This is a genomic window from Jiangella aurantiaca, assembly GCF_004349105.1.
In the GTDB taxonomy this organism is placed as follows: Bacteria; Actinomycetota; Actinomycetes; order Jiangellales; family Jiangellaceae; genus Jiangella; species Jiangella aurantiaca.
Map to the genome: position 1 here is coordinate 26,530 of NZ_SMLB01000031.1, position 23,052 is coordinate 49,581.

24 protein-coding genes are annotated in these 23,052 nt (G+C 72.8%); 14 read left to right on the forward strand and 10 right to left on the reverse strand.

The genetic code is table 11. From position 1 onward, the window contains the following. Nucleotides 1-37: 37 nt before the first annotated feature. Entirely contained in the window at nt 38-604 is a 567-nt protein-coding gene (locus E1262_RS19835; protein ID WP_203454074.1) for a P-loop nucleotide/nucleoside kinase family protein, read from the reverse strand. A 14-nt stretch (nt 605-618) separates the two neighbouring features. Next, entirely contained in the window at nt 619-1,260 is a 642-nt protein-coding gene (locus E1262_RS19840; RefSeq protein WP_132104866.1) for an NAD(P)-dependent oxidoreductase, read from the reverse strand. A gap of 187 nt (nt 1,261-1,447) precedes the next feature. Between E1262_RS19840 and E1262_RS19845 the strand changes: the two genes are divergently transcribed. Further along, the gene (locus tag E1262_RS19845) at nt 1,448-1,822 is read left to right on the forward strand and encodes a winged helix-turn-helix transcriptional regulator (RefSeq protein ID WP_132104867.1); all 375 of its coding nucleotides are present in this window, start codon (nt 1,448-1,450) and stop codon (nt 1,820-1,822) included. Here E1262_RS19845 and E1262_RS19850 read toward each other — a convergent pair whose 3' ends face one another. After that, a complete protein-coding gene (locus E1262_RS19850) occupies nt 1,823-2,416 on the reverse strand; it encodes an isochorismatase family protein (protein ID WP_132104868.1) in 594 nt (197 codons plus the stop codon). Beyond that, nucleotides 2,413-3,705: a nicotinate phosphoribosyltransferase gene (locus E1262_RS19855; RefSeq protein ID WP_420810547.1), complete on the reverse strand. Its 1,293-nt coding sequence runs from the start codon at nt 3,703-3,705 to the stop codon at nt 2,413-2,415. The genes E1262_RS19850 and E1262_RS19855 overlap by 4 nt, the downstream gene beginning before the upstream one ends. Nucleotides 3,706-3,926: 221 nt before the next feature. Between E1262_RS19855 and clpS the strand changes: the two genes are divergently transcribed. The 9 genes from clpS (at nt 3,927) to E1262_RS19900 (ending at nt 9,706) form a co-directional block, all read left to right on the forward strand. Then, entirely contained in the window at nt 3,927-4,235 is a 309-nt protein-coding gene (gene clpS, locus E1262_RS19860; RefSeq protein WP_132104896.1) for an ATP-dependent Clp protease adapter ClpS, read from the forward strand. Beyond that, entirely contained in the window at nt 4,199-4,825 is a 627-nt protein-coding gene (locus E1262_RS19865) for a DUF2017 domain-containing protein (protein WP_203454076.1), read from the forward strand. Before clpS ends, E1262_RS19865 begins: the two co-directional genes overlap by 37 nt. A gap of 127 nt (nt 4,826-4,952) precedes the next feature. Next, nucleotides 4,953-5,366 carry a M67 family metallopeptidase gene (locus tag E1262_RS19870; RefSeq protein ID WP_132104870.1) on the forward strand — a complete coding sequence of 138 codons (414 nt, stop codon included), beginning with the start codon at nt 4,953-4,955 and terminating at the stop codon, nt 5,364-5,366. Between the two features lie 63 nt (nt 5,367-5,429). Then, nucleotides 5,430-5,714, forward strand: a complete 285-nt coding sequence (locus E1262_RS19875; RefSeq protein WP_132104871.1) for a MoaD family protein — start codon at nt 5,430-5,432, stop codon at nt 5,712-5,714. Next, on the forward strand, nt 5,714-6,661 hold the full coding sequence (locus E1262_RS19880; RefSeq protein ID WP_132104872.1) for a PLP-dependent cysteine synthase family protein: 948 nt from the start codon (nt 5,714-5,716) through the stop codon (nt 6,659-6,661). The genes E1262_RS19875 and E1262_RS19880 overlap by 1 nt, the downstream gene beginning before the upstream one ends. A 13-nt stretch (nt 6,662-6,674) precedes the next feature. Then, nucleotides 6,675-7,250 (forward strand): dihydrofolate reductase family protein, encoded by a 576-nt coding sequence (locus E1262_RS19885; RefSeq protein WP_132104873.1) that lies wholly within the window; start codon nt 6,675-6,677, stop codon nt 7,248-7,250. A 64-nt stretch (nt 7,251-7,314) separates the two neighbouring features. Further along, nucleotides 7,315-8,148, forward strand: a complete 834-nt coding sequence (murI, locus tag E1262_RS19890; RefSeq protein WP_132104874.1) for a glutamate racemase — start codon at nt 7,315-7,317, stop codon at nt 8,146-8,148. Continuing rightward, nucleotides 8,145-8,906, forward strand: a complete 762-nt coding sequence (locus tag E1262_RS19895; protein WP_132104875.1) for an MBL fold metallo-hydrolase — start codon at nt 8,145-8,147, stop codon at nt 8,904-8,906. The genes murI and E1262_RS19895 overlap by 4 nt, the downstream gene beginning before the upstream one ends. Nucleotides 8,907-8,971: 65 nt before the next feature. Beyond that, nucleotides 8,972-9,706 (forward strand): PIG-L deacetylase family protein, encoded by a 735-nt coding sequence (locus E1262_RS19900; protein WP_132104898.1) that lies wholly within the window; start codon nt 8,972-8,974, stop codon nt 9,704-9,706. Nucleotides 9,707-9,712: 6 nt separating this feature from the next. On the opposite strand, the gene E1262_RS19905 is transcribed toward E1262_RS19900, so the two are convergent. Beyond that, the gene (locus tag E1262_RS19905) at nt 9,713-10,474 is read right to left on the reverse strand and encodes a class E sortase (RefSeq protein WP_132104876.1); all 762 of its coding nucleotides are present in this window, start codon (nt 10,472-10,474) and stop codon (nt 9,713-9,715) included. Nucleotides 10,475-10,575: 101 nt separating this feature from the next. On the opposite strand from E1262_RS19905, the gene rph reads away from it, so the two are divergent. The 4 genes from rph (at nt 10,576) to E1262_RS19925 (ending at nt 16,613) form a co-directional block, all read left to right on the forward strand. Then, nucleotides 10,576-11,298, forward strand: coding sequence for a ribonuclease PH (rph, locus tag E1262_RS19910; protein ID WP_132104877.1), 723 nt, complete (start codon nt 10,576-10,578; stop codon nt 11,296-11,298). Between the two features lie 2 nt (nt 11,299-11,300). Then, a complete protein-coding gene (gene rdgB, locus E1262_RS19915; RefSeq protein WP_132104878.1) occupies nt 11,301-11,918 on the forward strand; it encodes an RdgB/HAM1 family non-canonical purine NTP pyrophosphatase in 618 nt (205 codons plus the stop codon). Nucleotides 11,919-12,142: 224 nt separating this feature from the next. Next, nucleotides 12,143-13,720, forward strand: coding sequence for a molybdopterin-dependent oxidoreductase (locus E1262_RS19920; protein WP_132104879.1), 1,578 nt, complete (start codon nt 12,143-12,145; stop codon nt 13,718-13,720). Nucleotides 13,721-13,847: 127 nt separating this feature from the next. Beyond that, entirely contained in the window at nt 13,848-16,613 is a 2,766-nt protein-coding gene (locus E1262_RS19925) for a beta-N-acetylglucosaminidase domain-containing protein (RefSeq protein ID WP_132104880.1), read from the forward strand. A 1-nt stretch (nt 16,614) separates the two neighbouring features. Here the strand turns inward: E1262_RS19925 and E1262_RS19930 are convergent, their stop codons facing one another. Genes E1262_RS19930 through E1262_RS19950 form a run of 5 tightly spaced genes read right to left on the reverse strand, consistent with a single transcriptional unit; the run spans nt 16,615 to nt 23,042 of the window. Beyond that, nucleotides 16,615-17,625: a glycoside hydrolase family 43 protein gene (locus E1262_RS19930; RefSeq protein WP_132104881.1), complete on the reverse strand. Its 1,011-nt coding sequence runs from the start codon at nt 17,623-17,625 to the stop codon at nt 16,615-16,617. Next, nucleotides 17,622-19,901, reverse strand: coding sequence for a family 43 glycosylhydrolase (locus E1262_RS19935; RefSeq protein ID WP_132104882.1), 2,280 nt, complete (start codon nt 19,899-19,901; stop codon nt 17,622-17,624). The genes E1262_RS19930 and E1262_RS19935 overlap by 4 nt, the downstream gene beginning before the upstream one ends. Nucleotides 19,902-19,907: 6 nt before the next feature. Beyond that, nucleotides 19,908-20,813, reverse strand: coding sequence for a carbohydrate ABC transporter permease (locus E1262_RS19940; protein WP_132104883.1), 906 nt, complete (start codon nt 20,811-20,813; stop codon nt 19,908-19,910). Further along, nucleotides 20,801-21,703 (reverse strand): carbohydrate ABC transporter permease, encoded by a 903-nt coding sequence (locus tag E1262_RS19945; RefSeq protein ID WP_203454081.1) that lies wholly within the window; start codon nt 21,701-21,703, stop codon nt 20,801-20,803. Before E1262_RS19945 ends, E1262_RS19940 begins: the two co-directional genes overlap by 13 nt. A 4-nt stretch (nt 21,704-21,707) precedes the next feature. Further along, entirely contained in the window at nt 21,708-23,042 is a 1,335-nt protein-coding gene (locus E1262_RS19950; protein ID WP_132104884.1) for an ABC transporter substrate-binding protein, read from the reverse strand. Nucleotides 23,043-23,052: the final 10 nt, after the last annotated feature.

Sequence of the window (23,052 nt, forward strand, 5' to 3'; positions counted from 1 at the left end):
CATCCCCTGCCAACGCCGCACCTGGGGAGGGTCGCCGTCAGACGCGGGCGAGCACCGCGGCCAGTTGGTCGTCGAGGGGCGGGGCGCCGCGGCGGTTGTCGATCTCGGCGTGCGGCGCCGGCGGCGGGACGTCCGGCAGGGTGGCCGCGGTGAACTCGGCGAAGTTCGCCAGCTTCTGCCCGTCGCGGTCGTGGCCACGGCCGGTGATCCGCTCGCGCAGCGTGTCGCCGTCCGAGCGCACCCACAGCAGGTGCACCGGGTCGCCGCCGAGTCGGTCGACGTAGGCCGCCCAGGCGTCGAGGTCGCGGATCTGGCCGGTGAACGGCGCGACCAGGATCGCCGGGCAGCCGGCCGACCGGACCTCCGCGGCGGTGTCGGCGAGGCCGGCGTACTCGTGCACCTTGATGTGCTCGTCGTACCAGGGCCCCTCGCGCTCGCCGAACGGCCGCCCGTGCGTCTCGAGCGTCGCGACCACGAACGGCGCGTAGACGGTGTCCTTGTCCAGCAGCGCGGGGGTGGGGTCGAGGAGCGCGGCCAGCTTGCGGGCGACGGTGGTCTTGCCGGCGCCGGGCGCGCCGGCGATCATCCAGACGGCGGGGGTCACGTCCGATGAGACTACTAAGGCGCGGTCACGCCTAGCAGCAGGCGGTGGTGCCGCGGCCGCTCGATCTCGTCGGCGACGGCCACGGCGAGGTCGGCGTAGGTGATCCGGGCGGCGGCGTCGCCGGGGACGATCCGGTACCCGCCGGCCGGGGTGCCGCCGTGGTCGAAGTCGCCGGCCGGGGCGACGACCAGCCAGTCGACGGCCGTCTCGGCGGTGCGGAACACGTCCATCCCGGCGCCGTGGCCCAGCATGAAGTCGCGGTGGTCCGACGGGTAGCCGGGCGCGTCCATCAGCGGCGTCCCGGTGACGTCGGGCAGCTGCGACGCCAGCCCGACGGCGACCAGCCGCGGCACGCGCGCCCGGGCCAGGCCGGTGAGCAGCGCCGACGCGGCGGCGGGGAAGAACTCGGCGGCCGGGACGGTGAGGGTCGCCGCGGCGTGGACGGCGGCGTCGTGCCCCGCGGCCAGCCGGGCGACGGCGTCCGGGTCGGTCACGTCGCCGGTCGCCAGGGTGACGCTGCCGCCGTCACCGCCCAGATCGGGGTGGCGCGCGGGGTCGCGCACCACCGCCGTCACCTCCCAGCCCCGGCCGGCCGCCTCGGCCAGTACCGCCCGCCCGGCCCGTCCGCCGGCTCCGAAGACCACGATGCTCGTCATGCAGCGCACGCTAGGCGACCGGCTGGTCAGGCCGAGATGACCACGCAGGTCAGTACGCCTGTCGAGGGCCGTGCACACCGGCGACGACTGGGGGCCGGAGGCTCCCACGAGTCGTCGGTCGGCAGCGTGAGACGAACGGAGCGAGGGAGTCCTGCGTGCACGGCCCGAGACGTGAAAGTGTGATCACATGCCGACGCCGCTCGATCCCGACATGTTCGACCCCGTCTGCCCGTCGACGCTGATGCCGCTGCGGTTCTCGGACAAGTGGGCCGGCCTGGTGATCCGGTGCCTCGAGGACGGCCCGCGCCGGTTCTCCGAGCTGCGCGTGCCGCTGCGCTCCGTCAGCGCCCAGTCGCTGACGACCTCGCTGCGGAACCTGCAGCGCGACGGCCTGGTCGTCCGCACCGAGTGGCCCGGACCCGACCGGAGCGTCGAGTACGCGCTGACGCCGCTGGGCCGCAGCATGCTGCCGGTCATCGAGGCGCTGTGCGAGTGGGGCGCGGAGCACTGGGACGAGCTACTGGACGCCCGCGAGGCGTCGACCGCCGCACGTACCGCCTGATCAGCGGACGATCGGCTCGCCCTGCAGCCGGACGCCGACCGCGCGCATGGCCTCCAGCGCCGCCGCCGTCGTCTCCATCGCCACCCCGGCGGTGAGGTCGAGCAGCACCGTCGTCTCCAGGCCGTTGTGGGCCGCGTCGAGGGCGGTCGCCCGGACGCAGTGGTCGGTCGCGATGCCGACGACGTCGACGCTGCCGACCTCGTGGCCGCGCAGCCAGTCCGCCAGCGGGACGCCGTCGTGCGACTTCCCCTCGAAGCCGGAGTAGGCGGCCTGGTACTCGCCCTTGTCGAAGACCGCGTCGAACGGCTGCGGGTCGAGGTTCGGGTGGAACGCGACGCCGTCGGTGCCGGCGACGCAGTGCGGCGGCCAGCTGTCGACGTAGTCGGGGTGGTCGGAGAAGTGGCCTCCCGGATCGATGTGGTGGTCGCGGGTGGCGACGACGTAGTCGTAGCGGCGGTCCCACGGTTCGCCGTCGGTCCAGCGCTTGAGCACCTCGGCGATGCCGAACGCGACGTCCGCGCCGCCCGCGACGGCGAGGCTGCCGCCCTCGCAGAAGTCGTTCTGGACGTCGACGACGATGAGTGTGCGCTTCATGGGCGATCCTCCCAGCGGGTGGGGATGGCGGGCTCACCGCGCGACAGCTTCAGCGCGGTGCGGGGCAGCTCGGCGCGGGACCGTTCGTGGCGTTCGCGGGCGGCGGCCAGCGGCTCGCGGCCGACGATCTCGCCGTCGCGCACGAGCGGGACCAGCAGCGGCCGCTCGGCCAGAAATTCGGCGCCTTCGGCTGAGGAGCGTACCTCGGCGCTGGCATCGACGGGCTCGTGGCCGACGCAGATGACCTCGGCCTCGGCGACCCCGCGGGCGTTGCGGCGGCGCAGCGCGTATTTGCGGCCGCCGTGGCTGATCTTGCCTTCGCTCTTCTTCTCGACCGAGACCATGGTGCCGTCGTCGTCGGCGCGGGCCACCAGCTTGTAGACCATTCCCGCCGTCGGGGAGCCGGCGCCGGTGACCAGCTGGGTGCCGACGCCGTACGCGTCGACCGGTGCGGCGGCCAGCGCGGCGATGGCGTGTTCGTCGAGATCGCTGGTGACGACGATGCGGGTGTCGCGGGCACCCAGGGAGTCCAGCAACGCGCGGACCTCCTTGGCCTGGGGCAGCAGGTCGCCGGAGTCGAGCCGGACGGCGCCCAGCTCCGGCCCGGCGATCTCGACGCCCAGCCGGACCGCCTCCTCGACGTCGTAGGTGTCGACCAGCAAGGTCGTGCCCTTGCCGAGGGAGTCGACCTGCGCGGTGAAGGCGTCGCGCTCGGTGTCGTGCAGCAACGTGAAGGAGTGCGCGCTGGTACCCCGCGTGGGCACGCCATAGCTGCGGCCGGCCTCGAGGTTGCTGGTGGCGGTGAACCCGGCGATGTACGCGGCCCGGGCGGCGGCGACGGCGGCCCGCTCGTGGGCGCGCCGCGAGCCCATCTCGATGCACGGGCGGTCGCCGGCGGCCGTCGTCATACGCGAGGCCGCCGTGGCGACGGCGGAATCGAAGTTGAGCACCGACAGCACCAGCGTCTCGAGCACGACCGCCTCGGCGAACGATGACTCGACGATGAGCAGCGGCGAGTTCGGGAAGTACGCCTCGCCCTCGCCGTAGCCCCACACATCGCCGGTGAACCGGTACCCGGACAGCCAGTCCAGCGTCGGTCCGCCGACGACGGAGTTGTGCTCCAGGAAGGCGAGCTCGTCGTCGTCGAACCGGAACGACTCGAGGTCGTCGAGCAGCCGGCCGGTGCCGCCGACGACGCCGTAACGGCGACCGCCGGGTAAGCGTCTGGCGAACACCTCGAACACCGAGCGCCGTCCGGCGGTGCCCCGGGCCAGCGCCGCTTGGAGCATCGTCAGCTCGTAGTGGTCGGTGAGCAGGGCTGTCGTAGCCGACACAACCACCAGACTATGCGGCTGCGCCACGAATGGCCCGGATCCCGCGCAGACTGGCGAAGGCGTTGCGTGGGGTGGATGATGAGATGTCGGGGACCGGCGGGAACACCGCGGGTCCAGAGCACGGTTGTGCATGTGAGCGCAGGACGGCGCGGGGTGATGGCCGGAAAATGACACCATTGGGGGCCGTGATGACCGCACCCGTGGAGATCGAGCGCCCGGAGGCCGCCGAGGTTCCGTTGGCGGACGTTCCGTGGGTCACCGTGGTGTGGAACGACCCGGTCAACCTCATGTCGTACGTGACCTACGTCTTTCAGGCATACTTCGCGTATCCGAAGACCAAGGCCGAGAAGCTGATGCTCGACGTCCACGAGAAGGGGAAGGCCGTCGTGTCCTCCGGCACGCGCGAAGAGATGGAGCGCGACGTCGAGGCCATGCACTCGTACGGCCTGTGGGCCACGCTGCAGAAGGCGGGGGACAGAGTCTGAGCACCGCGTTCCGTCGAGCCCGCGGGGGCGTCGTCGCCGCGTCGTTCCACGTCGTCGAGGTCGAGCTGCTGCGCTCACTGGTGGGTCAGCTGCTGGAGCTGGTGCGCGACGAACCCGCCGACCTCGCCGCCGGCGACGGCTGGGCCGCCGAACTCGGCCTGGCCGACGACGCGCCGTCCCGCCCCACCGACCCGGTGCTGCTCCGGCTGTTCCCCGACGGCTACCGCGAGGACGCCGAGGCCGCGTCCGACTTCCGCCGCTTCACCGAGCGCGGCCTGCGCGACAGCAAGGCGGCGACGGCGGCGACGGTGCTCGCCTCGCTGGCAACGGCTGACGGCGCCGGGCTGCCGGCGAAGAGCCGCGAGAAGATCCGCATCGAACTGGACTCCGCCGAGTCCGAGGCCTGGCTGCGGACGCTCACCGACCTGCGGCTGGCCCTGGGGACCCGGCTCGGCGTCACCGAGGGCGACGAGGACGACTGGCTCGCGCTCGACGAGAACGACCCCCGGCGCCACGTGCACGACGTGTACGACTGGCTGGGCTGGGTCCAGGAGACGCTGGTCCGCACGCTGTCGTCCGCCCTGGAATAACCGGCGACGGGCCAACCTCCAGCGAACGTCACGGTGGGCGTCACCGCGATCGCAGGCGCAGTGCGACACGGGGGGCATGGCCGGCCCGGCCCACCGGAACCTCGATCAGCTTCCGTATCCTTCAACCGTGCTGACCATCCGCCGTCACCTCGTCGACGCCATCGTGGAGCATGCCCGCAAGGATCACCCGGACGAGGCGTGTGGTGTGATCGCCGGACCGGCCGGCAGCGACCGCCCGGAGCGGTTCGTCCCGATGCTCAACGCGGCCCGGTCGCCCACGTTCTACGAGTTCGACTCGATGGACCTGCTGCACCTCTACCGCGAGATGGACGACAACGACGAGGAGCCGGTCGTCATCTACCACTCGCACACGGCGACCGAGGCCTACCCGTCCCGCACGGACATCGGGCTCGCCAACGAGCCGGGCGCGCACTACGTCCTGGTCTCGACCCGCGACGAGGACACGCACGAGTTCCGCTCGTTCCGGATCGTGGACGGCGAGGTGACCGAGGAAGAGGTCCAGGTCATCGATGGGGAATGATGGGACCCTGCACCGCCGTTGCGGTGAGTGACCAACTTAGCGAGAGTTCACAGGAGCCGTCCGATGGCCGTCGAGGTCCGTATCCCCACGATCCTGCGCCAGTACACCGGTGGCGCCAAGACCGTCGAGGGCACCGGTGACACGCTGGCGGCGCTCATCGACGACCTCGAGTCGCGGCACCCGGGGCTGCGCGACCGGCTGGTCGAGAACGGCTCGCTGCGCCGGTTCGTGAACGTCTACGTCAACGACGAGGACGTCCGCTTCCTCGGCGCGGAGAAGACCCAGCTGAGCGACGGCGACTCCGTCACCGTGCTGCCGGCCGTCGCCGGCGGCAGTCACAGCCGCTGATGCGCTACGACTCCCTGCTCGATTCCCTCGGCCGGACACCGCTGGTCGGGCTGCCGCGGTTGTCGCCGTCGCCCGACGTGCGGTTGTGGGCGAAGCTCGAGGACCGCAACCCGACGGGCTCGGTCAAGGACCGCCCGGCGCTGCGGATGATCGAGGCCGCCGAGGCCGACGGACGGCTGACCCCCGGCGCGACGCTGCTGGAGCCCACGTCGGGCAACACCGGCATCTCGCTGGCCATGGCAGCCAAGCTCAAGGGCTACCGCCTGGTATGCGTGATGCCGGAGAACACTTCCGAGGAACGCCGCCAGCTGCTGCGCATGTGGGGCGCGGAGATCATCGCGTCACCCCCCGCGGGCGGGTCGAACGAGGCGGTCCGGGTAGCCAAGGAACTCGCGCGACAGAACCCCGACTGGGTCATGCTCTACCAGTACGGCAACCCCGGCAACGCGCTCGCGCACTACGAGACCACCGGCCCTGAGCTGCTGGAGGACCTGCCCGAGATCACCCACTTCGTCGCCGGCCTGGGCACGACGGGAACGCTCATGGGCGTCGGCCGCTACCTGCGCGAGAAGCTGCCCGACGTGCAGATCGTCGCCGCCGAGCCGCGGTACGGCGAGCTGGTCTACGGGCTGCGCAACCTCGACGAGGGGTTCGTGCCGGAGCTGTACGACGAGACGGTGCTCACGTCGCGGTACTCGGTCGGCCCGCGCGACGCCGTCCAGCGGACCCGGCAGCTGCTGGAGCTCGAGGGCATCTTCGCCGGCATCTCCACCGGCGCGGTCCTGCACGCCGCGCTCGGCATCGCCAAGAAGGCGGTCGCCGACGGCAGGCGCGCCGACATCGCGTTCATCGTCGCCGACGGCGGCTGGAAGTACCTGTCGACGGGCGCTTACGAGGGCAGCGTCGACGACGCGGAGGACCGCCTCGACGGCCAGCTCTGGGCCTGAGTACGGTGCTCTGGTGCGCCAGCTGGTCTATTACATCGGTCAGTCCATCGACGGGTTCATCGCCGGCCCGGACGACGAGATCGACTTCTTCCCCGTGCCCGACGAGTACGCGACGTGGATGTTCGCGCAATACGGCGACGCGCTGCCGAGTCACGCCCGGCAGCTGGGCCGCATCGACGACGTCCCGAACTCGCGGTTCGACACCATCGTCATGGGTCGCCGCACCTACCAGCCCGCACTCGACGTCGGCATCACCAGCCCGTACGCCCACCTGCGGCAGTACGTCGTCTCGACGACCATGACGGAGTCGCCGGACCCGGCGGTCACCATCGTCGGCGACGACCCGCTGGAGTTCGTGCGCGGGCTCAAGGCCGAGGACTCGCCGCTGGACGTCTATCTCGCCGGCGGTGCCGGGCTGGCCGGCGCGCTGCTGCCGGCGATCGACCGCATGGTGGTCAAGCAGTACCCGATCGTCGCCGGGGCCGGCGTGCCGCTGTTCACGACCGGGTTCGCGCCGACGGCGTTCGAGCTCGCCGACGTGCAGACGTTCGGCAGCGGCCACGTCGTACTCGACTACCGCCGGGCCTGACACGGCGTGGCGTTCGCCACGTCCGGGCCTCAGCGTCCGCCCGTCGGCGTACGCTCTTGCGACGATGAACGACGCACCGATCGGGATCTTCGACAGCGGAGTGGGCGGTCTGACGGTCGCCCGGGCCGTCCTCGACCAGCTCCCGCACGAACCCGTCATGTACGTCGGCGACACCGCACGCGGCCCATACGGACCGCGGCCCATCGCGCAGGTGCGCGAGTACGCCCTCGACGTCATGGACACCCTCGTCGCCGAGGGGGTGAAGATGCTGGTCATCGCGTGCAACTCGGCCAGCAGCGCGGTCCTGCGCGACGCCCGCGAGCGGTACGACATCCCCGTCGTCGAGGTCATCCAGCCGGCCGTGCGCCGCGCTGTCGCCGCCACCCGCAACGGCCACGTCGGCGTCATCGCGACCCGTGCCACCGTCACGTCGCGCGCCTACGAGGACTCCTTCGCCGCCGCGCCGCACCTGCGCATCACCACGCAGGCCTGCCCGCGGTTCGTCGAGTTCGTCGAGGCCGGCATCACCCACGGGCCGGAGCTGGAGACCGTCGCCCGCGAGTACCTCGAGCCGGTCCGCGCCGCCGGCGTCGACACCCTGGTCCTCGGCTGCACCCACTATCCGCTGCTCACCGGCGTCGTCTCGTACGTCATGGGTGAGGCGGTCACGCTGGTCAGCAGCGCCGAGGAGACCGCGAAGGACGTCTACCGCACGCTCGTCGACCATCGGCTCATGCGCGCCGACACGCTCCCGCCGCCGCGGCACCAGTTCCGGTCCACCGGCGACGCGCGGCCGTTCCGCGAGCTTGGCCGCCGGTTCCTCGGCCCGGAGATCGCGTCGGTCGAGGAGACGTCCGAGCTGCCGGTGGTCGGCCGCAACCTGGCGGTCGGGTCTTGAGGCTCACCGTCCTGGGCTGCTCCGGCTCGATGCCGGGGCCGGACTCGCCCGCGTCCGGCTACCTGGTCGAGGCCGACGGGGTCCGGCTGGTACTGGACCTCGGCAACGGCGCGCTCGGCCCGCTGCAGCGGATGGTCGGCGTCGCCGGGCTGGCCGAGTTGGACGCCGTCGTGCTCAGTCACCTGCATCCGGACCACTGCATGGACGTGTGCGGGCTGTACGTCGCGCTGCGCTACGGCGTGCCGTCGGACCGGCGGGTCCCGGTCTACGGGCCCGACGACACTGCCGAGCGCATGGCCGCGGCGTACGGCAAGGAACCCGACCCGGGGCTGTCCGGCGAGTTCGACTTCCGCACCTATCCGGCCGCCCCGGCCGACGCGTTCGCCGTCGGGCCCCTGACCGTCCGGGTGGCCCGGGTCGAGCACCCGGTCCCGGCGTACGCGATCCGGGTCGAGCACGAGGGCCGGTCGCTCGTCTACTCCGGCGACACCGCGGCCACGCCGGCGCTGGTCGACCTGGCCCGCGACGCCGACCTGTTCCTGTGCGAGGCCGCCTACGCCGACGGCGAAGACAATCCGCCCGGCATCCACCTGACCGGGCGCGAGGCCGGCGAGCACGCCGCGGCCGCCGCAGTCCGTCGACTGGTCGTCACCCACGTGCCACCATGGGGCGATCCGCAGCGCGCGGCCGAGCACGCGAGCGCGGTCTACGACGGCCCGGTGGAGCTCGCCGTGCCGGGTGGACACTGGGAGGTCTGATGACGGAGCACGAGGTCGCGCCCGAGCAGCCGGTGACGGAGCCGTTGCCGGAGCCGCCGCTGCCGATGCCGACGACGCCGCTGGAGCCGCTGCCCGAGGACTGGGACCGGGCGCTGGTCGTCGCCGCGCACCCCGACGACGTCGAGTACGGCGCCGCCGCGGCCATCGCGCGGTGGACCGGGCAGGGCAAACGGGTCGTGTACTGCATGGTCACCAGCGGCGAGGCCGGCATCGACTCCATGCCGCCGGAGCAGACCGGGCCGCTGCGCGAGAAGGAGGAGCGCGACGCCGCCGCCATCGTGGGCGTCGACGAGGTCGAGTTCCTCGGCCACGCCGACGGCGTCGTCGAGTACGGCCTGCCGCTGCGCCGCGACATCGCCCGGGCGATCCGCCGGCACCGTCCCGACATCGTCATCACGGGCAACTTCCACGAGACGTTCGGCGGCGTGATCCTGAACCAGGCCGACCACATCGCCGTCGGGAAGGCCGTGCTCGACGGAGCCCGCGACGCCGGCAACCGGTGGGTGTTCACCGAGCTGCTCGACGAGGGCCTCGAGCCCTGGAACAAGGTGCGCGCCATCTGGGCGGCCGGCTCGCCCGAGGCCAAGCACGGCGCCGACGTCACCGACACGTTCGACCTCGGCGTCCGGTCGCTGGAGGCGCACGCCGGTTACCTCGGCGCGCTGCCGGGGCACCCGGAGCCGCGGGAGTTCCTGGGGATGTTCGCCCGGCAGGCCGGGGACCGGCTCGGCGTCACGTACGGGTCGGTCTTCGAGGTCTACCCGCTGATGCTGTACTGACGGCGCTCAGCCGGTGGCGGTGTCGCGCGGCCGCTCGTCGACCAGCACACCGGTGGCGTACATCCGCTTCTCCGACCCCCACCGCGGCCAGCACGTCGTCAGCGTCAGTCGCGCCTCGGCCGGCTCGGTGCCGGCGGGCTCGCCGGGTACGGGGTCGACGACCCACAGCTCGGTCGCCTCGATGACATTGCCGTCGTTGTCCCCATCGGGCGCGTCGTCCAGCTCGTACCGGAACACGCCGTCGATCGTCTCGATCTCGACGATGTCGCCCTCGCGCAACTCGGCGAACCGGGCGAACGGCTCGCCATGGCCGGACCGGTGCGCGGCGACGGCGAAGTTGCCGAGCTGGCCGGGATCGACGCTGTCGACGTAGTGGCCGGGGCCGTCCCTGAGGTCGTCCGGGTCGGTGCCCTCGATGACGATGCGCTCCCAGCCGTCGCCGAAGCGCGGGATGCGCAGGATGCCGTAGGCGTCGCCGAGCTCGAGCGGCGCCGGCTCGGCACTGGCGTCGTCGCCGCCGTCGGCCTCGGCGCCGGTCGGCTCCTCGCGGCTGAGCAGGTGCTGCTGGAACTCGTCGCGCAGATCGTCCTGGGCGGCTGCGGTCTGCAGCCCGGTGCCCCAGAACGTGTAGACGACGAACAGCAGCACCAGCGCGCCGGCGGTCAGCAGCAGCTCGCCGGCCACCCCGGCGGCCACGAGCGCGGTGCGCCGGCCGGACGACCGCGACCCGGACGCCCGGCGGTGCCTCGGCGCCGCCCTGCGCTGCATGATCTCGAACGTAGCCGGGACGCCGGCCGGTACGCAGGCGATTCGGGTGGTTCGCCGGGGGCCGGCGCTGCGGAGGCGACAGAGGCGATAGCTTGGGCCGCATGACCCGTATCGACGGCCGCAGTGCCGATCAGCTCCGCACCGTCCGGCTCACCCGGGGCTGGCTCGACCACGCCGAGGGCTCGGTGCTCGTCGAGTTCGGCAAGACCCGAGTGCTCTGCGCCGCGTCGGTCACCGAGGGCGTGCCGCGCTGGCGCAAGGGCTCCGGCCTCGGCTGGGTGACGGCGGAGTACGCCATGCTGCCGCGGTCCACGAACACCCGCTCCGACCGCGAGTCGGTGAAGGGGCGCATCGGCGGGCGCACGCACGAGATCTCCCGGCTCATCGGCCGATCGCTGCGCGGCATCATCGACACCGCGGCGCTGGGCGAGAACACGCTGGTCATCGACTGCGACGTGCTCCAGGCCGACGGCGGCACCCGCACGGCGGCGATCACCGGCGCCTACCTCGCGCTGTACGACGCCGTCGAGTGGATGCGCGCGCAGAAGCTCGTGGCGTCGGAGAAGGTGCTGACGGACTCCGTGTCGGCCATCTCGGTGGGTGTCGTCGACGGCGTGCCGATGCTCGACCTCTGCTACGAGGAGGACGTGCGCGCCGAGACTGACATGAACGTCGTCATGACCGGCGACGGCCGGTTCATCGAGGTGCAGGGGACCGCCGAGGGCGCCCCGTTCGACCGCCAGGAGCTGGACTCCCTGCTCGCGCTGGCCGGCACCGGCTGCAAGGAGCTGACCGACCTGCAGAACGCCGCGCTGGTCGGGTGAACATGCCCGAGGTCGTCCTCGCCACCCGCAACGCGCACAAGGTCCCGGAGATCTCCCGCATCCTGGCCTCGGCCGGGGTCCCGGTCGAGCTGGTCGCCGTCACCGAGTTCCCGGGCGTCGAGGACGTCGAGGAGACCGGCCTGACGTTCGCCGAGAACGCGCTGCTCAAGGCCCGCGCGGTGGCCGCGGCGACGGGGTTGCCGGCGCTGGCCGACGACTCCGGCCTGTCCGTCGACGCTCTCGGGGGCATGCCGGGGGTGTTCTCGGCGCGCTGGGCCGGCGTCCACGGCGACGACGGCGCCAACCTGCGGCTGGTGCTCGCCCAGCTGACCACCGTGCCGGACGACCACCGGCACGCCGCGTTCGTCTGCGTCGCGGCGCTGGCGCTGCCTGACGGCACCGCCTGGACCGAGGAGGGCCGGGTCGACGGCGTCGTCGTGCGGGCGCCGCGGGGGAGCAACGGGTTCGGCTACGACCCGATCTTCGTGCCGGACGGGTCCGATCGCACGACGGCCGAGCTGCGGCCGGAGGAGAAGGACGCGATCTCGCACCGCGGCCAGGCCTTCCGGGCGATCGCCCCGCACCTCGCCGCCCTGCCCGCGTTTCGGGGGCCATCATGAGGTTTTCTGGAGCGTCACTATGCCTGCAATCGTGTTGAGGCTCGGGTGATCCTGGTGATGAATAGCGCCCTGGGCCGGCGGGCGCGCGGGTCAAGTCAGCCTCGTCGTCGCGGATCGGGTGGGGAACCTCGTTTCCGGCGGGGAACGGACTCCCGATTCTGAACTTTCGCTGACGATCATGGCGGGCGTTGGGCGGATCGGGCGCGCGCGAGGATGATCGAAGGGTGACTGATTCCGCGACCGCCGCGTCGCCCGCCGCACCGCCGTCCGTGTCGCGCGGGCCGTGGTGGGCGCCGGCGCTGGCCGGAGTCCTGGCGCTGGGCCTCGGGCTGGCGGTCGCCGAGGTGGTGGCCGGTGCACTGGGTCGGGCCGAGACGCCGGTGGTGGCGGTCGGCGAGGAGTTCATCGACCTCACGCCGGGCTGGCTCAAGGATTTCGCCATCGAGGTCTTCGGCACGAACGACAAGACGGCGCTTCTGGTCGGCATGGGGATCGTGCTGACGGTGCTCGGCGCGCTGATCGGCCTGCTCGCCTCCCGCCGCAAGGGCGCCGGCCTGGTCGCCGCCACCGTCCTGCTGGTGATCGCCGGGCTCGCGGTCAACAGCCGGCCGGACACCACGATGGCCGACCTCGTGCCCACCGTCGCCGCGGGGATCGTCGCGCTGCCGACGCTGAGCTGGCTGGTCGGCAAGGCCGCGCCACCCCAGCAGGCCACGAGCACGGCCACGAGACCGGCCCCGAGCCGGCGGTCCTTCCTCACCGCCGCGGGCGTCACCGCGGGCCTGGCCGTCGTCGGGACGGGGCTCGGGCAGCTGCTCGGCGCCCGGCGGGCCGGCGTCGAGACGTCCCGCGACGACCTCGCTGCGAGCCTCGATCTCCCGCGCCCGGACGTCCCCACCGGAACGGACCTCGTCGTCGACGGGGCGGAGCCGTGGCGCACGCCCAACCAGGACTTCTACCGCATCGACACCGCGCTCTCCGAGCCGCTGGTCCGGGCCGAGGACTGGACGCTGCGGGTGCATGGCATGGTCGAGAACGAGGTCGAGCTCGACTACGACCAGCTCGCCGGCATGGGCCTGGTGGACCGCTGGCTGACGCTGAACTGCGTCTCCAACGAGGTCGGCGGCAACCTCATCGGCAATGCGCTGTGGACCGGCGTGCCCATCGCCGACGTCCTCGCGCTCGCCCGCCCACACGCCGACGCCGACGCCGTCCGGTCCCGCTCGCAGGACGGCTGGACCGCCGGCACCCCGCTCGACGTCCTCACCGACGGCCGCGACGCGCTGCTGGCGGTCGGCATGAACGGCGACCCGCTGCCGCTCGCGCACGGGTTCCCCGTCCGGATGATCGTGCCCGGCTTGTACGGCTACGTCAGCGCGACGAAGTGGGTGGTCGAGCTCGAGGTCAGCCGGTTCGACCAGTTCAACGCGTACTGGACGACGCGCGGCTGGGCCGAGCGGGGCCCGGTCAAGGTCGCCTCGCGCATCGACGTCCCGAGCAGCCGCGCGCACGTCAGCGCCGGCACCGTCGCCGTCGCCGGGGTCGCGTGGGCGCAGCACCGCGGCATCGAGGCCGTCGAGGTGCGAGTCGACGAGGGCGACTGGAACGCCGCGCGGCTGGCCGCCGTCCCGAGCACCGACACCTGGCGCCAATGGGTGTGGGAGTGGGACGCGCAGCCGGGCGAGCACCGGCTGCAGGTCCGCGCCACCACGGCCGACGGCGAGGTGCAGACGTCCGAGCAGGCGTCGCCCGCTCCTGACGGCGCCAGCGGCTGGCACACCGTCGACGTGACGGTCGACTGATTCCTTTTCCCTCGTGGGACTCGCCGCCGCCTGGGACCTCGCGGTCGGCCGTGGGGTAGCGCCCCACGTCGCGGGGTACGGTGGCGGGCGACCGCCGCCGACCCGGCCTCGTGGAGGTCAGCCGCCTATGCGTCCCGCATCGCCGTCCCGCCGCCATCCTCGTCTCGCCGCCGCCGTCGCCGTGCTGGCCGTGTTCGCGAGCGCCCTCCCGGCCACCTCCGGCCCGCCGGCCGCCGCGGCCGCGCCGATCGAGGTCTTCCCGGCGCCGCAGCAGGTGGAGCGGCTCGGCGGTGACCTGCGGCTGCCGCCGCGGGTGCGGGTCGAAGCGGCGCCGGACGCCGACCCGGCCGCCGCGGACGCCCTCGCCGCGGTACTCGCCGACGCCGGGCTCACGCCGGTCGACGGCATCGCGCCGGTCACCATCCGGCTGGCCGGCTCCGACGGCGCCGCCGGCACCGCCGACGCGCTCGCCGAGCTCGGCGTCGAGGGCCCGGCCGGGCTGCCGGCGGAGGGTTACGTGCTGGCCGCCGGACGGGCCGGGCGCGGCGTCGAGGTCGTGCTCGCGGGCGCCGACGGCGCCGGCCAGTACTACGCCGTCCAGACGCTGCGCCAGCTGCTCACCGCAGACCGCGGCCGGGTGACCCTGCCCGCCGTCGCCGTCCGTGACCACCCGGCGTTGGAGTGGCGCGGCACCATCGAGGGCTTCTACGGCGAGCCGTGGTCGCACGAGGACCGGCTGCGTCAGCTCGACGCGTACGCCGCGCAGAAGATGAACACCTATGTCTACGCGCCTAAGGACGACCCGTACCATCGCGACCGGTGGCGCGAGCCGTACCCCGCGGCGGAGCTGGATCGGCTGGCCGAGCTGATCGCGCACGGCGCGCAGCAGCACGTCGACGTCGTCTTCACCGTCTCGCCGGGCGTCGACGTCTGCTACTCCGACCCGGCCGACCAGGCCGCGCTCGCCGCCAAGGCGCAGCAGCTGTGGGACGCCGGCGCCCGGACGTTCGGCATCCTGCTCGACGACATCGGCGGCGGCCTGACCTGCGCGTCCGACCAGGAGGCGTTCGGCGGCGACGCCAGCCCGCTCGCCGCTGCCCAGGCGCACCTGCTCAACGCGTTCCAGCGCGACTTCCTCGACACCCACCCGGGCGCCGGCCGGCTGCTCACCGTCCCGACGGAGTACGCCGGCAACCAGACCTCGCCGTACCGCGAGCGGTTCGGCGCCCTGCTCGAGGAGCGGGCCGTGGTGATGTGGACCGGATCGCAGGTGGTCCCGCCGCAGGTGACCGCCGCCGACGCGGACGTCGCGGCGGCCGTCTTCCGGCACGACCTCGTGCTCTGGGACAACTATCCGGTCAACGACTACCTGCCACGCCAGCTCTTCTTCGGCCCGCTCACCGGCCGCTCGCCGGACCTGGCCGAGCACGGCGTCGTCGGCATCACCGCGAACCCGATGCCGCAGGCCGCGCCGTCGCTCGTCGCGCTCGGCACCGTCGCCGACTACGCCTGGAACCCGCCGGCCTACGAGCCGGAGCCGTCGTGGGAGGCGTCGATCCGGCGCCTGGGCGGCGAGGCGGCCGGCGCGCTGCGGACGTTCGCGTCGAACAGCCGCTCGTCCGCCCTCGACAGCACCGAGTCGCCGGAGCTGGTCGCCGCGATCGAGGCGTCGCGGGCCGAACGCGAGGCCGGCGCACCGGGGCCGGCGACGGCCGAGCTCGTCGCGCTGTTCGACGCCATGGCGGCCGCGCCCGGCGAGCTGGAGGCGCGCATGGGCGACCCGGACTTCGTCGAGCAGGCCGGGCCGTGGCTCACGAAGCTGCACCATTACGGGGTCGCCGGCGCGGCGGCGACCCGGGCCCTGGTCGCGGAGGCCGCCGGCGACGGCGCCGAGGCGTGGGCGCAGCGCGTGGTCGCGGCCGATGCCACCGCGGCCGCACGCGAGACCTACGAGACCGTCGCGACGGGCGTCGTGCCGCCGTACCTGAAGGAGGCCGCGGCGGCCAGCCGGGTCGTCACGGCAGGCGCCCCGGATACCGCTGAGGCCGGCGGCGACGTGCCGCTCACCGCCGAGGTCGACGCCGGCGACGTCGCGATCGACCGGGTGGAGTGGTACGCCGGGACCACGCTCGTCGGCTCGGACACGACCGCTCCGTACGAGCTGACCTGGGCCGGCGCGCCGGAAGGGCTGCACCTGGTCACGGCGCGTGCGGTCGCCGCCGACGGGAGCGCCGTCACGTCTCCGGCCGTCCGGCTCACCGCCGGCGACCCGGCGCCCATCCTGCTGCTGGTCGGTGACGACGCGCCGATCCCGGCCGGCGCGGAGCTGAGCACCGGCGACCAGGCCGCGCTGGAACGGCTGGAGCTGCTGGGCCACCCGGTCGAGGTCATGCAGGGCAAGGACGCCGTCACCGCGGACGCCCAGGGCAAGGCCGCCGTCGTCATCACGTCCACGCTCGCGTCGAGCGAGGCCGGCAGCAAGTTCCGCGACGTCGCCGTCCCGGTGCTGACGTGGGAGGCGTTCGTGCTCGACGACATGGGCATGGCGACGGCACCGGGCGAGGCGTTCCGGTCGTTCCAGCTCGAGGTCGACCCGGCCTCGGAGCTGTCCGCCGGGCTGTCCGGCACCGTCGATGTGTACCGCGGCGCCGACCGGCTGCGGTTCGGCACCCCGGCCGCGGGCGCCGACGTCGCCGCCCACCTCCCCGGGGCCCCGCAGCAGGCCGCGCTGTTCGGCTACGCCACCGGCGCCCCGATGGTCGGCCGGACCGCGCCGGCTCCGCGGGTCGCGCTGTTCCTCGGCGACGAGGGCGCCGACCCCGGCGTCCTCACCGACGAGGGACTGGCCCTCTTCGACACGGCGGTTCGCTGGGCGCTGCCACCGTCGGAGTGAGTCACGGGACGACGTCGACGGCGGCCCGCGGCCCGTCCAGCACCGGGACGCCGTCGTCCCACGTCACCTCGGTGAGCCACATCGTCCGGCCGGGCAGCGCGGACCCGACGGACTCCGGCGGCCAGGCGTGGTGCACCATCCATGTGCGCCCGTCCTTCTCGATCAGCACGCAATGCCCCGGCCCGGCGGCGTCCTCGGTCGACGCCAGGATCGGCTCCGTCGACGGCTTCGAGCACGGCCCCAACGGCCCGTCGCAGAGCGCGTACCCGACGGCGTACGCGGCGGAGTCGTAGGCGTTGGCCGAGTAGAACAGGTAGTACGTGCCGTCGCGCAGCCACAGGAACGGCGCCTCGACCAGCGTGCCCTCCCACGGCTGGTCCTGCTTCATCAGCCGCACGGACTCACCGACCAGGGACAGCCCGTCCTCTGACAGCGGCTGGGCGTAGATCCAGGTGTCGACGCCGATCGCGTTGCCGTCGTTCTTCCACAGCAGGTACCGGGTGCCGTCGGCGTCGGTGAACGGGCTCGCGTCGATCGAGCCGCCCTCGTCGGCCTGGCAGATCAGCGGCTCCGCGGAGTCGTCGACGAACGGGCCGGAAGGCGACGACGCCACCGCCCGGCCCACGCACTGCCGCCCCGACGCCGTCCCCAGCGCCGTGTAGTAGAGGACGTACCGGTCCGGCCCGTGCACCGCGATCTCCGGTGCCCAGGTCCGCCCGCCGGTGACCCACGGAGCCAGCACCGGCATCGCGTCGCCGGCCGGCTCCCACGACACCAGGTCGGCCGACGTCATCACCGGCACGTTCCCGAGCCGCGAGTTCGTCGCGTGCGCGAAGTAGGCGCCGTCGGCCTCGATGACGGCCGGGTCGGGGAAGTCGCGGTCCACGACTGGGTTGATGAAGCCCACCTGCTGTTCCTCCTGAGTCGGGACGGGGTCGGGCTCGGCGGGCTCGGTGCCGCCGCTGCAGGCGGCCAGGACGAGGACTGCCCCGGCCGCGGCGAGCAGTCTCATCGAACCTCGTGCAGACGGAACCAGTCGAACGTCGCGACGGTGGCCGGCGTGGCGCCGCCGCCGGCGTACAGCCCGATCTGCGGCGACGTGTGCGCCGGCAGCGTCCACGTCGCGCCCCACCGCCAGGTGACGCCGTCGCGCGACGACGCGGACCGGTACCGGTGCTCGCCCGTCTCCGGGTCGGTGGTGTGGTGGATCCGCAGCCACATCGTCTCGGCCACCGGGCCGCCGAGGTGCGCGCCCCACCGCAGCGCGCCGTTCTCGTCCAGCTCCTTGCCGAACTCGACCTGCCGGGTGCCCCAGATCGCGACGTCGCCCAGCCGCAGCAGGTTGTCGTCGTCGACCCGGACGATCAGCCCGGCCTGCTGGTAGTTGCGGATCGTCCCGGAGCCGAGGTCGAGGTGCAGCTTGGTCTCGGCGATCCAGTCGCCCTCCGGCGGCGTGCGCAGCAGCAGCGGCCCGGTATTGCCGGCGCCGACGACGTCGACGGACTCCAGCGGCCAGCGCAGCATGCCCTCGCCCACGGTCACCGACGACGACGGCCGCACCCACGACCAGCCCTCGGCCAGCGCCGGGTCGTCGAAGTCCTCGCCGAACAGGGCGTCGCCGGCCCGCGGCTCGTCCACCCGCGACGTCACCGGCTCGTGCGCCGCGACGACGGTGAGGTTGTCGACCTGTGCCGCACCACCGGACGCGGCCAGCGTGACGGGGCGCGGCTTGGCCACGCCGCGGGGCAGGTCGACGGCGACCTCGGCGTCGGCGTCGCCGAGCCGGCTCTCCGCCAGCCGCGCCGTCGCCCGGCCGGCCCGCAGCTCGACCGCCAGCGATGTCCACTCACCGGCGTCGAACCGGGCCGGCAGCGGCGCGGCGTCGCGCACCGTCCGCCCGCCGACCCGGCCCTCGACGGTCAGCCGGCCGGCCGCGTCGTCCACGGTGACGCTGACGCCGTCCGCGACCCCCACCGTCAGCCGGCCGCTGGCGGGCACCCGCACGTCGGCCTCCACCCGGGCCTCGCGCGGCGCGGACTCGCGGGTGCGCGCGACGCCGCCGTCCGACAGCACCGCCACGTCGCCGCCGTCACCCGTCGCATCCGTGCCGGCCGTCCAGCCGCCGCGGACGGCGCGCAGCGCGTCGTTTGACGCCGGCGCGAAGGCGTCGACGCCCAGCCCGCTCGCCGTCACCGGCGCCGGCTGCGGGGTGTCCGACGGACCGGCCCCGGCCCGCGCGACCGGCCAGCCGCCGATCCAGTCCAGCCGGTCGATCAGCGTCGGCCGCTGGTTGATCCCGCCGGGCGCGTCCAGCCAGGCGTCGTTGCGATCGATCGCGTGGTAGACGATGTGGTCCTGGCCGGACACGTCGGTGACGATCGTGTGGTGGCCGACGCCGATCCAGCGGTTGCCGTTCTGCGCCAGCACCTGGGTGCCGCCGACCCGCGAGTCGAGCAGCGAGACGCCCTCATGGTCGACGAACGGGCCGAGCGGGCTCTTCGACCGGCCCGCGTAGACGCTGTACCCGGTGACCGGCCCGGCGCAGCAGTTCGCCGACGACGCCGTCAGGTAGTACCAGCCGTCCCGCTCGACCACGAACGAGCCCTCGTACCGGTCGCCGACCGTGACCTGCGTCGGCGACCCGACGGCGCGCAGCCCGGACTCGTCCAGCTCGGTCACCCACAGACCGCCGTGGAAGCCGCCGAAGTAGAGGTACCGCTTGCCGTCCGACGCCGACAGCAGTGCCGGGTCGATGGTGTTGAAGTAGTCGCCGTTGCCGGTCGGCCGCGGCGGGACCACCGGCCCGCCGGTGTCGGTCCACGGCCCGGCCGGGGTCGGCGCCGTCGCGGCCCCGATCGCGAAGTTCCACGCCCCGGGCTCGGCGACGGTGTCGGTGACGGTGTAGTAGAGGACATACTGCCCGTCGACGTAGCGGATGTCCGGCGCCCAGTAGAACGAGGTGTCCGTCGTCCAGGCCGGCCGGTCGTCCTCGTCGAACACCGTCCCGAGGTACTCCCAGTCGACGAAGTCGCGGGACCGGGCGATGTGCATGAGCCCGAACTCGCTCGGCGCCTCGTGTAGTGGGTCGCTGGTCGCGTACAGGTACCACCAGCCGTCCTTGCCGCGCAGCACGGCCGGGTCGGCGTAGGTGTCGGAGAACGAGCCGGAGATCGGGTTCTGCGTGGTGGCGGTGGTGACGGCGTCAGGCGCGGGCGCCGCGGTGGCGACCGGGACCGCGGCTGGCAGCGCCAGCACGGCGGCGGCCAGCAGAGCGACGGATCGGAGCACGGGCGATCATCCCTTCAGTCCGCTGCGCGACACGCCCTCGATGACGTAGCGCTGCGTGAACAGGAACAGGATCAGGACGGGGACGCTGGCGACGAATGCGCCGGCCATGATGACGGGGTAGTCGGTGGTGTAGGCGCCCTGCAGCAGCCGCAGCCCGGCCGGCAGCGTGAGCCGCTCCGGGCTGAACAGGACGTAGATCGGCCAGATGAAGTCGTTCCAGTTGGACAGGAACGACAGCACCGCGAGCGTGGCCAGCGCCGGCTTGGAGTTCGGCAGCACGATGCGGGTGAAGATCTCCCACTGGTTGGCGCCGTCGATCAGCGCCGCCTCCTCCAGCTCGGTGGGCAGCATCGCGAAGAACTGCCGGAGGAAGAACACGCCGAACGCGCCGGCCGCGCCCGGGACGGCCAGCGCCCAGACGGTGTCCAGCCAGCCCAGCTGGTCGATGATCAGGTAGTTCGGGATGAGGAACACGAACCCCGGCACGAACAGCGTCGACACGATCACGACGAACAGCACGCCCCGGCCGCGGAAGTGCAGCCGGGCCAGCGCGTACGCCGCCGTCGACGCGACCGCCAGCACCAGCGCCATGTGCAGCGTCGCCGCCATCAGGCTGTTGAAGAACCAGCGCAGGACGGGATACGAGCCCTCGAGCTGGAGCAGTCCCTCGTAGGCCTCGAAGGTCGGCGACGACGGCAGCAGCGTCGGCGGAACGGAGGTGGCCTCCGGGTTCGTCTTGATGGACGTCAGGAACATCCAGACGATCGGCCCGATGAAGATCACCGTCAGGACCAGGAGGAACAGCCAGAACATGCCCTGCCGGGCGAGGCCGCCCGGCGGACGGCCGGAGCGCTGTGCCGCCGGCGGCGGGTGCGGCGTCGAGCCGGCGGGTGGCCGGGTCAGGACTGCCATCGCGGCCTCCTCTCCCGCATCGCGAGCACCTGGACGATGGAGACGATGCCCAGGAACACCGCCAGCAGGTACGACATCGCCGCGGCGCTGCCCATGCGGAACGACTCCAGGCCCTCGGCGAGCATGACGATCAGCGCCGTCCGCGTGCTGTCGCCGGGTCCGCCGTTGGTGACCAGCAGCGCCTGGCCGAACATGTTGGCCGAGGCCAGGATCGTGATCGTGACGACGAACAGCTGCACCGTCCGCAGCCCGGGCAGCGTCACGTGCCGGAACTGCTGCCACGCCGACGCGCCGTCGACCTTGGCGGCGTCGTAGAGCTCCGACGGTATGTCCTGCAGCCCGGCGAGGTAGATGATCGTGTTGAAGCCGAGCGTCCACCACACCGTCATCGCGACCAGGCTGATCCACGCCCAGGGCTGGGCGGTGATCCACGGGATCGACGTGCCGAGCAGCCCGTTCACGATGCCGATGTTCGGGTCCAGCATGAACCGGAACAGCAGCCCGACGACGGCGACGCCGAGCACGTACGGCATGAAGAAGATCGCCCGGAACACCGTCCGGCCGGGGAAGCGCCGGTTCAGCATGACCGCCAGCGCGAGCGGGATCGCGACCAGGAACGGCACGCTCGCGACGGTGAAGATCGCCGTGGCGCGCATGCCGTTCCAGAACATCTCGAACACCGCGGACGTGGAGTCGAACAGCGCGAGGTAGTTGTCCAGCCCGACGAAGGGCCGGTTCTCGAGCATGAAGTCCCAGTCGTGCAGACTCATCCAGATTCCCAGCAGAGCCGGGGCCAGCACGAACGTCGCGAAGATGACCAGGAACGGCGCCATGAACGCGTACGGCGTCCACGGCGCGTGCCGCCGGATGCGCGGGGTGGTCGTCGCCACGGGACTATCCGCCGTACCGCTCGCGGTTCTCTTCCAGCTTCTTCGACGCACGATCGGCCGCCTCGGACAGCGCGGCCGCCGGCTCCTTGGTGAGCAGGACGGCCTCGTTGACCGCCTGGTTGAAGTCGGCGAACACGTCGCCGATGCCCGGCACCGCCGGCGGGAAGTGCAGGTAGTCGACCTGCTGGGCCAGCGCGGACTGCTCCGGCAGCGCCTGGAACTCCTCCGATTCGCGCACCGAGTTGCGGGCCGGCACCTGGCCGCCCTCGGCCCAGGCGAGCGACTGCTGGCTCACCCAGTTGATGAAGACCCGGGCGGCCTGCTGCTTGTTGTCGTCGGGCGTGCGCTGGCGGGGCAGCACGAAGTTGTGCGAGCCGGCCCAGGCGGCCTCGGTGCCGCCGATGTTCGGCAGTGGCGCCACGCCCCACTCCAGGTCCGGCACCTCCTTGAGCGTGTTGATGTGCCAGATGCCGTTCCAGTTGAACGCCGTCTGGCCGTTCTGCAGCGCGATGGCGTCGGCGTCCTGGCCGACGTCGGTGGGGCTGTGGCCGTTGCGGACCAGGTCGACCGCCCAGGTGAGCGCCTCGACGGCGGGGTCCTCGTGCCAGGTGACCTCGGTGCCGTCCTCGTTGAACAGGTCGCCGCCGAACTGCCAGACCAGCGCCTGGACGGTCAGCACGCCGGTGAACACGTGCGGTGACATCCAATGGCCCTGGATGCCCGCGGCCTTGAGCTGCTCGAGTGCGGCCTCGTAGGACTCGCGATCCGTCGGCGGGCTCTCCGGGTCCAGCCCGGCGGACTCCAGGACGGCCTTGTTGTAGTAGAACCCGAGCGGATGCACGTCGAGCGGGATGCCGAAGCGCTGGCCGTCGTACTCGCCGGCGCTCCAGACGGCCTCGGCGAAGTCGCCCTCTCGCAGGTTCAGTGCCTCGGCGACGTCGTCGAGCGGGACGATGACGTTGCGCGCGGCGTTCGTGGGCAGCGAGTCGATGTGCATGATGGCCACGTCCGGGCCGTTGCCCGACTGGACCGCCGTGGGGATCTTGGCGTAGTAGTCGGCCCACTCCATCACGGTCATCGTCACCGCGATGTTCGCGTGCTCGCTGTTGAACTGGTCCACGAGCTGCTGCATGACCGGGCCGTCGCCGCCGGTGAAGCCGTTCCAGTACGCGAGCTCCACGTTGGGGCCGTCGTAACCGCTGGCGCCGCCGCCGCCCTCGGCCGGCTCGGCGCCAGGGGACTCGGAGCCGCCTCCGCAGGCGGCGAAGACGGCACCGGCACCGGCCAGCCCCGTCGCGGTGAGGAAGCGTCGTCGGGTGAGTGCGTTGTAGGTGTACACGGCTGCTCCT